This window comes from Vibrio sp. 1641, from assembly GCF_033339995.1.
GTDB lineage: Bacteria > Pseudomonadota > Gammaproteobacteria > Enterobacterales > Vibrionaceae > Vibrio > Vibrio alginolyticus.
The window spans coordinates 171,405-184,081 of the sequence record NZ_JAWOVP010000002.1; the positions used below are offsets into that span (position 1 = coordinate 171,405).

General features: G+C 44.5%; 13 protein-coding genes. 6 read left to right on the forward strand and 7 right to left on the reverse strand.

Going from position 1 to position 12,677, the window contains the following annotated elements; translation table 11 throughout:
• Window positions 1-173: 173 nt before the first annotated feature.
• Together R7Z47_RS04815 and R7Z47_RS04820 are read left to right on the forward strand one after the other, a co-directional pair.
• Window positions 174-788 carry an outer membrane beta-barrel protein gene (locus R7Z47_RS04815; protein WP_005373936.1) on the forward strand — a complete coding sequence of 205 codons (615 nt, stop codon included), beginning with the start codon at window positions 174-176 and terminating at the stop codon, window positions 786-788.
• Window positions 789-948: 160 nt separating this feature from the next.
• A complete protein-coding gene (locus R7Z47_RS04820; RefSeq protein WP_104980421.1) occupies window positions 949-2,616 on the forward strand; it encodes an ABC transporter substrate-binding protein in 1,668 nt (555 codons plus the stop codon).
• 75 nt (window positions 2,617-2,691) lie between these two features.
• On the opposite strand, the gene ompV is transcribed toward R7Z47_RS04820, so the two are convergent.
• From ompV to R7Z47_RS04840, 4 genes are all read right to left on the reverse strand, one after another.
• Window positions 2,692-3,468, reverse strand: a complete 777-nt coding sequence (gene ompV / locus R7Z47_RS04825) for an outer membrane protein OmpV (RefSeq protein WP_017635134.1) — start codon at window positions 3,466-3,468, stop codon at window positions 2,692-2,694.
• Window positions 3,469-3,689: 221 nt separating this feature from the next.
• A complete protein-coding gene (locus tag R7Z47_RS04830; protein ID WP_262606713.1) occupies window positions 3,690-4,223 on the reverse strand; it encodes a copper resistance protein NlpE in 534 nt (177 codons plus the stop codon).
• A 260-nt stretch (window positions 4,224-4,483) separates the two neighbouring features.
• On the reverse strand, window positions 4,484-5,713 hold the full coding sequence (locus R7Z47_RS04835; RefSeq protein WP_262606712.1) for a glycine betaine/L-proline ABC transporter ATP-binding protein: 1,230 nt from the start codon (window positions 5,711-5,713) through the stop codon (window positions 4,484-4,486).
• Entirely contained in the window at window positions 5,706-6,605 is a 900-nt protein-coding gene (locus R7Z47_RS04840; RefSeq protein ID WP_005373926.1) for an ABC transporter permease, read from the reverse strand. Before R7Z47_RS04840 ends, R7Z47_RS04835 begins: the two co-directional genes overlap by 8 nt.
• Window positions 6,606-7,103: 498 nt before the next feature.
• On the opposite strand from R7Z47_RS04840, the gene R7Z47_RS04845 reads away from it, so the two are divergent.
• From R7Z47_RS04845 to nqrM, 3 genes are read left to right on the forward strand one after another with little or no spacing between them, the layout of a single operon-like run.
• Window positions 7,104-7,394: a DUF134 domain-containing protein gene (locus R7Z47_RS04845; protein WP_005373924.1), complete on the forward strand. Its 291-nt coding sequence runs from the start codon at window positions 7,104-7,106 to the stop codon at window positions 7,392-7,394.
• A complete protein-coding gene (locus R7Z47_RS04850; protein WP_025577643.1) occupies window positions 7,391-7,891 on the forward strand; it encodes a NifB/NifX family molybdenum-iron cluster-binding protein in 501 nt (166 codons plus the stop codon). The genes R7Z47_RS04845 and R7Z47_RS04850 overlap by 4 nt, the downstream gene beginning before the upstream one ends.
• Before the next feature lies 1 nt (window position 7,892).
• Window positions 7,893-8,102 (forward strand): (Na+)-NQR maturation NqrM, encoded by a 210-nt coding sequence (gene nqrM, locus R7Z47_RS04855; protein ID WP_017635136.1) that lies wholly within the window; start codon window positions 7,893-7,895, stop codon window positions 8,100-8,102.
• On the opposite strand, the gene R7Z47_RS04860 is transcribed toward nqrM, so the two are convergent.
• Window positions 8,080-8,892, reverse strand: coding sequence for an aminoglycoside phosphotransferase family protein (locus R7Z47_RS04860; RefSeq protein WP_262606711.1), 813 nt, complete (start codon window positions 8,890-8,892; stop codon window positions 8,080-8,082). The genes nqrM and R7Z47_RS04860 overlap by 23 nt on opposite strands.
• A 187-nt stretch (window positions 8,893-9,079) precedes the next feature.
• On the opposite strand from R7Z47_RS04860, the gene R7Z47_RS04865 reads away from it, so the two are divergent.
• A complete protein-coding gene (locus R7Z47_RS04865) occupies window positions 9,080-9,274 on the forward strand; it encodes a hypothetical protein (protein WP_005373920.1) in 195 nt (64 codons plus the stop codon).
• Window positions 9,275-9,349: 75 nt separating this feature from the next.
• On the opposite strand, the gene fusA is transcribed toward R7Z47_RS04865, so the two are convergent.
• Together fusA and dgcA are read right to left on the reverse strand one after the other, a co-directional pair.
• Window positions 9,350-11,374, reverse strand: a complete 2,025-nt coding sequence (gene fusA, locus R7Z47_RS04870) for an elongation factor G (protein WP_262606710.1) — start codon at window positions 11,372-11,374, stop codon at window positions 9,350-9,352.
• Window positions 11,375-11,667: 293 nt separating this feature from the next.
• Window positions 11,668-12,660, reverse strand: a complete 993-nt coding sequence (gene dgcA / locus R7Z47_RS04875; protein ID WP_262606709.1) for an N-acetyl-D-Glu racemase DgcA — start codon at window positions 12,658-12,660, stop codon at window positions 11,668-11,670.
• Between the last annotated feature and the right edge of the window lie 17 nt (window positions 12,661-12,677).

Here is a 12,677-nt window from a genome sequence, read left to right on the forward strand (position 1 = left end):
AAATTGTCAAAATTAAGAAAGAAAGTGGCAAAGTTGTGTCTAAATATTTCATGTTTTATTGAGTTTTTATTCATTAACATCCACTTGGTTTTGAAACCAAGTGAAATGGATAGCATGGCATGCTTAAGGATGGGCAAAACACAACCTCAATAATTAACAGGCAGTGAAATACAATGTTTAAAAAAACATGGCTAATGACAGCCCTTCTAGCAACATGTTCTGTTGCAAACGCAGCTCCTTACGTTGGTGCATCTGTAGGTCAAGCATCGTTTGGTGATGTTAATGGCTCTATCAATGGTGGTGGTACTAACGCTAGCACTAAACTTAAACTTGAAGATGACTCAAGCCTTTCAGGCAAAGTATTCGGTGGTTACAAATTCAACGAATACATTTCTCTAGAAGCAGCCATTGGTGGTTACGATGCTTTAGACGGCAAAGTTGTTACTGTTGGTGATATGAAGTATCTATCGATTCAGCCAAAAGCGACTCTACCGATTGGCGATCGTTTCAACCTTTTTGCTAAAGCTGGTCTTTCTTACTTCAATGCTGAATTCAAAATTAGCAACTCTGTGATTGACGGTAGCGCAGGCCATACCACCATTTCTGACAGCACTGTAACAGGCATGTACGGTTTAGGCGCAGAGTTCGCTATTACTGAAAACTTTGCTCTACAAGTTGAATGGGAATACATGATGCCTGAGCTAGACATTGCGAAATTTGGCAATGAAAAAGTAACGGTTGATGCAGACATCAATGTATTCTCTGTAGGTATGAGCTACCGTTTCTAAGAATACTTATTCAAGTTACCTCTTGGCTTAGTAAACGTTTTTGACTTCTGTTGGTCGAGCTGAGTCCAAGCTTTGAATTTGTTTAGATATAGCACAGGAAGTTTAGTTGCTAAGCGTCCTGTGCTATTTTTTTGCTTTGGAATAACTCTTAGGAATCTTTGTGAACGATGTCAATCTTAGGTATCTGGATCTACTGTTAAAGCACTTTGAACCTCACCAGTATCACCTTGTTACGCTTTCTGAGCTAGAAGCGGTGATTTGCACGTCGAGGCGCAATGTTTCTATTGTGATGAAAAAGCTTGCCACTTACGATTGGGTCGATTGGCAACCTGCGATTGGCCGAAGTAACGCTAGCCGTCTCAGTATTAATATTTCCCTCCAACAAGCGATGACCGAGTTTTTGGTTGAGGAGCTTGGCAGAGGAAGAATGAACTCAATAACGAAACTTATTGATTGGTTCGGTCAAACCGCGGTTAGAGCACTGACTATCGCTTCTGAAAAAGTGAATCGATTGAACGAATCAAATAACGCTATTTTGATTTCTTCTTACCCTTGGGTATCCAAAATCGACCCTGCGAATACTTACCGTCACACTGAATTACACGTCGCGAAAAGCGTTTATGACGTATTGCTGACCCAAAATTCCAATGGTGGTATCGAGCCATCGTTAGCACACGAATGGAAAATGGAAGGCAAGGTAATGACGTTATGGTTGCGGCCGGGCATATATCGCCATGATGGTGAACCCCTTAACATACAGGATGTGGTTTGGAGTATAGAAAGACTCAGGGAGATAAAAGGACCAGTTCACGAGCTCTGGCAATGCATTGATAGCGTGGTTGCAGAAACATCTAACTGCTTAAAAATCATATTGAAGCATCCGAACAAGTTGTTTCCATACATGCTAGCAACTCCTCATGCGTCTATTCTGTGTCGAGATGTCGTCTCTTTCGGTTCTAGTTATTCCTACCACATAGGGACTGGACCATTTAAAATCAGCGGCTGGAACCAGGAGAGTATGACTCTTGAAGCGCACAAAGAGTATTTTTCAGCACGCGCATTGTTAGATCAAATAACGCTGTCTCATGGTGATGTTAAAACCTTAAATATGTTGAGCTTTAACCAAAGCTCCGATCACGTTGAAGTGGAAAAAATTAGCGCATTTTCATATGTGACCTACCGCGAACGCGTGGAATCCCAACTCACAAAAGAGACTTGGTATCAACTCGCTGATTACATCCATGTGCAAAAGCGAATTTATGATGCGCCAAGTGCCGTTGACAACATTCAGTTAGAGACTCATGAGCAAGATTTATCAATAACAGATGGTGGTGTGATACCTAAACTGAAAGGTAAAGTGGTATTAGCTGAACCTGTCTGGACGATACCGAGTCTAATTCGCCATTCCGAATGGTTGCACAGTGTGATTCGTGCAACGGGATTAGAGTTAGAGATCATTGTTATTGATGACATTAGTTTTCCTGAGGTAGTGTCTCACCAAGCAGACTTGCTCTTCATTGAGGAAGTCATGGAAGCACCATTTGAATATGGCATCTTCGAATGGCTGTCGATAGCAACTGGACTGCGTTTTAGTTTTGATCAAAGCCAGATGTTAAGCCATAGAGAAAAGGTTCGCAGGGCGATGGCAGATGATCACTCGCTACAGTCTTTATTAAACCTAGAGAAAGCGCTGCGCGATCAGTACCTATATTTGCCTTTGTTTGTTGGCTACGAAGAAGTGACAAAAACACAGCAAGTGCGAGGTGTGCAGGTGAAGAATACAGGCTATAGCGATTTACATAGGTTATGGATTGCTCATTCACACTAGAGTCTGTGTTCAAGATTATGCAAATGTCCAACGCATAAAGCCATCGAAATGATGGCTTTATAAGGGCGTATCGGATTAGAAGTTGTACGACACACTTGCGCCAACAACCCATTGGTTTGCACTATCAACGATAGAAGAGTCGCTGATACCGCTGCCTAGGCGCGTGTATTGTGTCATTTGGCTTACTTGCCAGTTGTCGTTGATTGGCATAACAAGTTTGTAGCCCACACCATAGCTTACCGTTGAATCACCTTTGTATGCTTTGCGGTTTGCGTTTGCTTCGCGTTGTTTTACACCAAAGTAGTAATCTACGTAGTCTTCACTTTGATAAGTTAGGTTAGCAAAAGGAACAAAATCAACACTACCGAATTTCATGATGTGGAAGTAAGTCGCGCCCGCTAAGTAACCTTTATAAGCACCACTGATATCGTGCTGAAGGTACGTAGAAATGACGTTGTTTTGATCCAGTGTAAAGTCTGCGTTTAAACCTAGATCGACGGCGAAACGGCGTTTATCTGTGCCTTTCAGGCTTTTCGCTGTATCACCGTCGCGCATTACACCGCTACCTACAAGGTAGGCACTCATGTTGATTAACTCATTGGTGTTACCGAAGAAGCGGTAGTTAATGCCACTTAGGTCGGCATTAAAGTCGTCACCATGGTAACCACCGTTGAGAATTGGTGCTGTATTATGCTTTTGATCTTTGAAAAGATCGCTGCCTTGAGCCACACCAGCTTCTACGTTCCAACCGCCTTCGTTGTTGTAGATATTACCGTTACGAATGTAAGTATCGCCAGCGAAAGCTGAGCCAGCAGCTGTCAAAGTAAGTAGTGCAATTAATGTTTTTTTCATCATTTTTCCGAGTTGTTCTGTTTTGTTTTGAACACTGTACAAAATGATGTTGTAAGCATCTATCGGCAAAGCGTATGGAAATGTAATGAATAATCAGGGTAAGAAGCGGAATGTTGCTTCAGAATAGAAAGGTTGCTGGAATAGCGTTCGTTAAAATAACAAAAAATCCGAGCTGGGGTGGCTCGGATTTGGGATATTTATCAGGTATTGATACTAACTTCTTACTGTTTCGTTAAGTTGTATAGTGGTGCTAGGTCACCCGTTACTTTTTCGCCATTCATGTCTAGCTTCATAAGTACGTTTTCACCAACAAAGTATTGGTTTGGTGCATCTTCATTTGTCAACGTTACGATGCTGCCATTTGCGTCCCAAGTGAATTGACCTTCAGATTTTGATTGACCGTCTTCTTTGTCTTGGTAGCTTTCTTCAAGTACGTAAGTGCCATCTTGATTTAGTGTGATGGTCATATCGATACCAGCACAATCCGCGCAAGGTAGTGTTCCTTTGTAGGTGCCGTTCCAGTCCAGAGCACTTTGTGCGTTGTGTTCAGAGTCTACAAATGTCTCTTCAGTAATTACCTGTTCTTCTTCTACTGGTAACGTGTTAATTGTCTCAGTCGTAACGTCTGCACTGGTGGTGACTTCAGTTTCCGTTGCCTGAGGTACTTCAACTGCGCTTGTTTCGGCAGGTTTCTCATCTTGACAGCCTGCAAGAATGATTACCGCGCCTGTTAGTGCCAACATTGTCTTTTTCATTTTATCCCTCTTTAAATCAAGATTTTGTATGAGAGTAATAGTAGACATTTATCGAGGATTTGCGTCATCAAAAAGCAATAGAATGATCTAACTATGTCAATAAAACCGGATATGAGCATGAAATTGTCAGGAAAATCAGAACAATGTAAATGTTGCTTTGGGTATCAAGCTTGAGCCCACAGACAAATATCTAAAAGGGGATTGTGAGCGAGTTAATTGATAACAGCCCACATTGTTGTGAGCTGTATTATCAACATCATCTAAGAAACGTTATTGAAGCTTGAGCGTGAAGTGCCCCGTGTTGTGCTTCGTTGATCAGAAAATAGCTCCGCAATAACCTGACGATTTAATTCGCCTTTCAAATGGCCGTGCTCATCGATGACGGGCAGTGAATATTCACACGACGTGACTTCAGTCAGCACTTGCTCAATGGCTAAATGTGGAGAGATGATAGGCACCTCTTCATAGATATCATCACGCCAATCTGATATATAAGTTAACTTCGCTGCGTTTAGCAATCCTTGCTGTGTTATCACGCCTTGATAGCCTGCATTGGTCTCATGGTAGGCATAATCACGTTTAACACGTTTCATTTCACTCAGCGCATCTTCAATGGTTTCAGCGCGAACACAGTACGAAGGTGGCTGCATCAGCGTTTCGACCGTCAGTGCTCGCGCTCTATTGACGTCTTTTACAAAGGCTTCAACGTACTCATCGGCAGGATGCAGTAAAATTTCGTCTGGTGAACCTTGTTGGACAAGTTCACCGTCTTTAAGAATCGCGATGCGATCGCCAAGTCGAAGCGCTTCATCTAAATCATGAGTAATGAAAATAATGGTTTTGTGCAGCTTCTGTTGCAGCTCTACCAACTGATCTTGCATTTCGCTCCGAATCAGAGGGTCCAATGCTGAGAAAGCCTCGTCCATCAACAGTATTTCGGCGTCGGTAGCCAGTGCCCGTGCAAGGCCCACTCGCTGTTGCTGTCCACCCGATAGTTGAGCAGGATACTGGTGCTCATAACCCGTCAGTCCAACGGTTTCTAACCATTCATTTGCTTTTTCTAAGCGCGCCTCTTTATTCATTCCCTGAACTTCCAAACCATATGCGATGTTGTCGATAACAGTGCGATGAGGCAGCAAGCCAAAGCGTTGGAACACCATAGACATCTTGTGACGGCGAAACTGTTCAAGCTCTTTGTTCGAAAGTTGCATGACATCCACCCCTTCTACCAAGATCTGCCCCATGGTTGGATCGATTAATCGGTTGAAGTGGCGAATCATGGTGGATTTTCCAGAACCGGATAACCCCATAATGACAAAAATTTCACCCTTTTGAATTTGCAGGTTGATGTCTTTTAGTCCGACCGTGTGGCCCGTTTCCGTTAAAACCTGCTCTTTACTATGTCCCAACTTAACGCGCTCAATCACGCTATTGGGCTTGGGGCCGAAGATTTTATACAGACCGCTGATTTCGATAAGTGGACTAGTCATGTTTTGAGTCTCCTAAATGAGCTTGAGTGCGTTTCGCATACGCTTGTGAAGCACGATCAAAAAGGATTGCTAGGGCGACAATTGCTAAACCATTGAGAAGACCAAGAGTGAAATATTGATTGGTAATAGACTTTAGAACAGGCTGACCTAAACCTTTTACCCCAATCATTGATGCGATGACCACCATTGACAGTGCCATCATGATCGTTTGGTTAATTCCCGCCATGATGGTTGGCATTGCAAGCGGAAGCTGAACCCCAAAAAGCCGTTGCCGAGTGCTGGCACCAAATGCGGTTGCGGCTTCCAATACTTCTTTATCAACTAGACGAATGCCCAAATTGGTTAAACGAATAACCGGTGGAATCGCGTAGATCACTACTGCAATAAGGCCAGGAATTTTCCCGATGCCCAATAACATCACAACTGGAATGAGATACACAAATGCCGGCATGGTCTGCATGACGTCGAGTAATGGCGTTACCACCGACTGAATGCGATTAGAGCGCGCCATAGCGATACCGATAGGGATACCGAGTGCAATGGCAAGCATGGTACACACAGTGATGATACTGAGCGTGCGCATAGTGTCTTCCCACATTCCGAAATAGCCAATCAGAATCAGCGAACCAAAACATGCAGCGGCCAGTTTCCAAGAGCGGCTGGCGGCATAAACGAGAGTGGTGCAGACACCTAAAATAATGAACCAAGGTGTAGAAATCAGAAGTTTTTCAAACCAGACAAGAAACGCAAGGAGCGGATCAAACAGAGACTCAATGAGTTCACCATACTCGCGAGAGAAATCTCTGTAGGCGCCGTCGAGTGTTTTGCGAATCGCCCTGAGATCAGAGGCATCCATTTCCGGGAATTCGCTGAGCCAATTTGAGTCAGACATATGTACTTCCTTTTTCTGATATACCTAAGCGCTTTCAAGAAACTTAATTTGGCAAGAAGAGTAGGGCACCTAGGCCAAGTAATGGTCGTTCGACAGGTTCTTTATCGAACGTATTACTCTTTAAGCTCAGGCGAATATCGTCAAACTTCTCTTTTTCGTTCCTTGGTATACATCCTTTAAATAAAACAATCATTAGTGTTCAAACTAATGATTTGCTTGGATTATAGTTTTTCTTCTTCAATAAAATGAACACATTAGCGTGTATTTGTATGAAAAATCTGCGCAAATTAACGTTTTTATTATCCGGTTAATTAGAATTGATCTTTTTGCTCGTTTGTCATCGAAATTTCTAAATTATTAGATGTCTAATTAATGCTGATGTATTACGTATTTGTCGTGTTGATTTTTGCAAACTTAGTTTATTGGCATATGCTAAAAATGTTATTGGCATATGCCAGTTTAAGGCGTAATTTGACTCTGTGTTTTTGAGGGACAATGATGGCAAGACCAAAGATAGAAAGACGAATATGCGGACGTGCGGCTCACCACTGCTTTAAGCCCAATGGCATTCCATTTAATCAGTTGGAGCAAGTCGCCATATTACCAGAAGAGTTAGAAGCGCTACGTTTAGCCGACTTAGAGGGGCTTAGCCAGCAGCAAGCTGCGGAGCAGATGGGCGTTTCTAGACAAACTTTTGGTAACACAGTAAAAAGTGCAAGATTGAAAGTCGCAAAAAGTTTAGTTGAAGGTCATGCATTAGTTTTTCCGAATGAGGAGTCAAACTTATGATTTATGCTATTCCTAATGATGGTGAGCGGGTGGCAAACCACTTTGTAAAAGCACCATACATCGCTATTTATTCTGATACTGACGGTATGCTAAAAAACTTAGCGAACATTGCTTCTATGCCACAAGCGGGTTGTAATGCGAAGTCTCAGTTGATTCAGTCTCTACAAGGGTACAATGTGGATGCTGTTCTTGTGCGAAATATCGGTGAACGTGTATTGGCAAAGCTACTTAGCAGTGGCACGCCAGTATTTCGGTTGTCTACTCGTAGTTCCTTGGAAGATGTGCTTGCGGTTCCAAGAGAGCCTTTGATTGAGCCCTCCCAAGGACGCCCATCAAACAATCATAAGAAAAGTGTTCACAAACAAAAAGGTGGCTGCGGCTCCTGTGGTGGCCCAAAATCAAAACCCTCCTTGTTGGCAAGACCTAAAGCGCTACTCAAAGCAACATCTAGCCCTGCTATACTTAAGCTAGAGTCGATGGCTAATAAGGCAGGTTAATATGGTTTGGTTATTTACCTTTCTTGGTTTTCTCGCAATCATTTTGTTGATGTCACTTGGCGTCATTTTTCATAACAAGCGTATTCAAGGAAGTTGCGGCGGTTTAAACAACGTCGGTGTTGATAAAGTATGCAACTGCGAAACCTCATGCGCAGAACCTGAAAGGCGTTTATATCAAATCTCAGAGCCTAACTCATCACCTGAGCGCTAAGGCTTTTGGCCCATTGCGGCAAGGTTTGCCGAAACCAGTCCAAATATTTGCTGGTCTGCGGATTCTCTCTGGAGACCAGTATGTTGACTACCTCGACAACGATCCACGCTTTTGCTAGTCCGATATCGCGCGCCAATTCTGTTGTTTCACCTTTCTCTGCGCACTCTATATACTTGCCTGCTACGTTCAAGTAATCATCAAATGTGCCCATGCCCTCGATGAGCGGCGCTAAATCTATCGCGACATGCCCTGTAGAAAAGCGTTCCCAGTCGAACAGCACTAGCTCGCCATTTTCGCGCTGTCCCCAGTTTCCAGCATTCGAGTCTCCGGAGATCAAGTTCTGTCCATCGAAAAGATGCGCCGATCGTTGTTGGAGGTTGTGGAAGAACTGCTCTGTCTCTGAGCCCAGTTCAAGTGTAGCGAGTGCTTGTTGAGTCGCTTGTGGTGTCCACTGGTGGCGGTGATAAACACCATCTGATGTTGGTGGAAGTTGGTGCAGTTTGACGAGTTGTTCAATGACTCGATCATCTTCAAGTAAGAATGCTTGCTCGACTGCGTGGGGAACGTATTCAATGTGCAGAACGTTTTTCTGGTCGTCGAATTGAATCAAGCGCGGTACGTGTATTCCAAGCGCGTTAAACTGCTCGGCATAGCGTTGATAAAACGCCACTTCTATTTGAGTAGGGTTACGTTTTTCTATTACTTGGACGCAATCTTTTTCGATGAGAAAAACTTTGGCACTGCCCATTTGGTTGAGTTCTTGTTGCGACACCGGACTTCCTGTCTTCATGTAGAGAGAGCTCACCTTAATCGCTGCACTCACGTTTTCCAATAGCCACGACAAAGTGCCTCAAAAATATTAAATGCAACCGTTTAAATATGATTTTGCTGTGAGTGTCTAAATTTTACACAGTCTCGCCTGTACTCCGATAAATTCGTTCTACGCTTACTATTCGTCTTAATAAAGGAGAACCAAAATGGCTGTAATGAAGCAGGATATTCCAAATCGTGTAACGGTTTACCATGACAATATCGATCAAGAACAAGAGCTGAAAAATGCGATGCTGCCAGAGAAACCGCGCTACTTTAACGGTGCTCCGACTTACAAAGCGAACAGCATCGAAGAGTTTGAAAGCAAAATCAGTCAGATAGGTTTGTCTCTCGATAAATAATTTTTCTTTTACCTAAAAGCGCCCTCAAAATGAGGGCGCTTTTTTGTTTATGTTATTGATTTGAATCGTAGGGAATTAACCTTGTTGTGCACTGCCTTGGCAGACCTGTTTTTGCACTGCTGGTGGCGCGGGCTCGTAATGGCTTAAAGTCATACTAAAACTGCCTTCACCACCCGTGATGGAGCGCAATCGACGAGCGTAATCTTGCAGCTCATTTACTGGTGACTTGGCTCTGAGTAAAGTGAAGCTGCTGTCTATTGGCTCGGAGCCTTCGATTAAGCCTCGGTTTCCAGATAAATCACCAGAAACATCGCCAACGTTCGCGGTTGGGATGTGCAGTTCCATCTGGACAATGGGTTCTAGCACAATAGGATCTGCGTTGTTAATCGCATCTAAAAAGGCTTTCTTACCTGCGATGACAAACGCTATTTCTTTCGAATCGACGGAGTGATATTTACCGTCATAAACGGTGACTTCCACATCCTTAATTGGGTTGCCAGAAATCGCGCCTTCCTCTAACGCTTGCAAAATACCTTTTTCAACAGCAGGAATGAGCGCGGTTGGAATGGCGCCACCCACCACTTTGTTGATGAACTTAAATCCGGCACCACGTTCGAGTGGACGAACCTTCAATTGCACTTCACCAAATTGGCCTGCACCGCCACTTTGTTTTTTGTGCCGATAATGCCCTTCGGCAGGTTTGGTGATGGTTTCAAAGTATTCGACGCTTGGTTGGCAGGTTTCGACGTCCAGTTTGTACACGTTCGCCATCTTTTCTAATGCGACTTTGAGGTGAAACTCCCCTTGGCCGCTGATGATGGTTTCGTTGGTGCGAGCGCGATGTTCGATGCGCAGAGAAGGATCTTCACTGGCAATTTTATTCAGCACATCTCCTAATTTTTGCTCATCTCCACGCTTAAGAGGCTTCAAGCACAAAGAATACATGGGGTCTGGAAGATCCAACGTTTTGAGTTGAACACCATCTTCTTCGTGAGAGTCATGAACGATTGAATCGAATTCGAGATCATCCACTTTGGCTAAAACGCAGAAGTCGCCTGTAAGCGCGCGAGGGATCTCGGTTCTATCTTTGCCCTGCAGTTGATATAAGTGCCCAACCTTGAATGCCTTGTTGCTTTCGCCAATATAAAGCTGGCTGCCCGCATTGATTTCACCCTGATATACACGTAAGTAGGCAAGTTTTCCCATATATGGGTCGACGCTGACTTTGTACACGTGTGCGACGGTGTGCTCTAAGGTTTCGCAATTTACTTTGATTTTTTTGCCGTTCTTTTCCAGTTGAGGAGGGTTACCCTCGTTTGGCATGGGCATGATCTCCGCCAAGGTGCGTAGCAGCAGCTCGACGCCCGCACCGGTTTGTGCTGAGACAAAACAGACCGGAATCACATGTCCAGTTCTTAGTGCTTCTTCAAACGGATCATGCAGTTGCTCTGCGGTGAGTTCGGAGCCTTGTTCCAGATACAGTTCCATCAGTTCTTCATCGACTTCGATAACTTGGTCAATTAAGGTCTCATGAGCTTCATCTACCGTTGCAAGTAAGGTTTCTCGTCCCAATTCTGGTTCGAAATAGCAGTCAACTACAGATTCCCCGTCAGTCGAAGGTAAGTTGATCGGCAAGCAGTGGTCACCAAAATGCTCAACGATGTTCTCCATCAATCTTTCTAACTGACTACCGTGGTTATCGAGCTTATTGATGATGATCATCTGACATTTTTGCTGCTCTTTTGCAAAGGTGAATAAGCGATCGGAAGTTTGGTTAAGTGGTGTTTGAGGGTCGATGACAAGGGCGGATGTTTCAACGGCAGGAAAAACGCTGATAGTACGGCCAAGTAACTCGTTTTGTCCCGGAGTGTCGATGATATTGAGCCGGTGTTTATTCCAGCGCAGTGCGACTGGCGTTGCTTCAATACTGTGTTGATATTGGATGGATTGAGGGTCGAAGTCGGTAACAGTATCGCCTTTTTCTACGCTGCCTAAATGGTGGGTGGCATCGCAGGTGAAGAGCAGTTTTTCTATCAGTGTGGTTTTACCGGTCCCGGTTTGACCTACAAAAGCGATATTGCGTATTTTATTGATAGGCATAGAGCCTCCTTGCAAGATGGCGTGAAAAACCTACGAATTGCTAGGAAGTGGGTTGTTATAGAAACCCACGCACTGCATTGGAGTAGGGCGGGATTACCGCCTATTCGTTTTCCACGTCATTTTCCGGATGACTCGATGCATAAGACCACCTTCTTGGACTACTGGAATCTTAGCATGCCTCAATAACCATATAATTTATGTGACTTATTTCATGATGGGGCTGATTGTCTTTTAATCGAGATCATAAACTCAGAGGTTCTGACTTTTGGAGCAAAACCTCTGGATTGTTTAGGCTATTTGGAAAGAACGATTTCGCCGTCGCAATAAACCAAGCTTGGCGTTACATCTTGTCCGAGCAGCACCGGGCCATCAAGATCGACAACGCTTGCCTGAGCAGCAATGGGTAAGGCAGCACGCATCGCAAGCGACGTCCCCAACATACAACCGGACATGAGGCTAAAACCGAGTTTTTGGGCGTCGTCGGATAATAATAGTGCTTCAGTGAGCCCGCCAGTTTTATCTAGCTTAATGTTCACCATCTCGTATTTGCCAAGCAGTTGATGCAATTGCTCTCTGGTGTGACAACTCTCATCGGCGCAAAGTGGAATGGGGTGTGGAATGCTGGCGAGTACGTCGTCGCAGTCTTGTGGCAACGGTTGCTCGATCATGGTGATATTAAACGGTTCGAGTTGAGCAAATACCGTCGCGAGGTCGAGGTTTTGCCACGCTTCATTCGCATCTAAGACAATTTGTGCGTGCGGCGCGGCATCGCGTACTGCTGCAACGCGCTCAATCACGTTTTCACCATCCAGTTTTACCTTTAGCAGTTTTGCGCCTTGGCTAAGGTAAGCTTGTGCCTGTTTTGCCATCGCTTGCGGCGTGTCGATAGAAACCGTCATCGCCGTCACAATCGCCTCGGGTAACGTAAAGAGGTCGTGAACCTGCTGCTTTTGGCTCAAAAGCGCGTGAAGATGCCAAAGGGCGCAATCCAATGCATTTCTTGCAGCCCCTGCGGGTAATAACGATTGAAGCTGGCTTTTGAGAACCATGACATCAGCTTCGCCTTTGGCATACAAACTTTGCAGTTCATGCGCGGCGTGAGAAATCGCCTTAATCACCGATTCAACCGATTCACCATAACGAGGGTATGGCGTACATTCACCTTGGGCGGTCATGCCTCGATGTTCAATTGTCACGCGGACTACGTGGCACTCTGTCCGACTGCCGCGAGAGATGCGAAATGGTGTCGCCATGGCAATCGTGACGGGTTCTACATGAATTTTCATCTCACTAGTTTCCCTAA

Bases quoted from the DNA above. Each gene is read 5' to 3' on its own strand.
- R7Z47_RS04815 (WP_005373936.1), top strand. From the start codon at position 174: ATGTTTAAAAAAACATGGCTAATGACAGCCCTTCTAGCAACATGTTCT.
- ompV (WP_017635134.1), bottom strand. From the start codon at position 3,468: ATGAAAAAAACATTAATTGCACTACTTACTTTGACAGCTGCTGGCTCA.
- R7Z47_RS04830 (WP_262606713.1), bottom strand. From the start codon at position 4,223: ATGAAAAAGACAATGTTGGCACTAACAGGCGCGGTAATCATTCTTGCA.
- R7Z47_RS04835 (WP_262606712.1), bottom strand. From the start codon at position 5,713: ATGACTAGTCCACTTATCGAAATCAGCGGTCTGTATAAAATCTTCGGC.
- R7Z47_RS04840 (WP_005373926.1), bottom strand. From the start codon at position 6,605: ATGTCTGACTCAAATTGGCTCAGCGAATTCCCGGAAATGGATGCCTCT.
- R7Z47_RS04845 (WP_005373924.1), top strand. From the start codon at position 7,104: ATGGCAAGACCAAAGATAGAAAGACGAATATGCGGACGTGCGGCTCAC.
- R7Z47_RS04850 (WP_025577643.1), top strand. From the start codon at position 7,391: ATGATTTATGCTATTCCTAATGATGGTGAGCGGGTGGCAAACCACTTT.
- nqrM (WP_017635136.1), top strand. From the start codon at position 7,893: ATGGTTTGGTTATTTACCTTTCTTGGTTTTCTCGCAATCATTTTGTTG.
- R7Z47_RS04860 (WP_262606711.1), bottom strand. From the start codon at position 8,892: ATGAAGACAGGAAGTCCGGTGTCGCAACAAGAACTCAACCAAATGGGC.
- R7Z47_RS04865 (WP_005373920.1), top strand. From the start codon at position 9,080: ATGGCTGTAATGAAGCAGGATATTCCAAATCGTGTAACGGTTTACCAT.
- fusA (WP_262606710.1), bottom strand. From the start codon at position 11,374: ATGCCTATCAATAAAATACGCAATATCGCTTTTGTAGGTCAAACCGGG.
- dgcA (WP_262606709.1), bottom strand. From the start codon at position 12,660: ATGAAAATTCATGTAGAACCCGTCACGATTGCCATGGCGACACCATTT.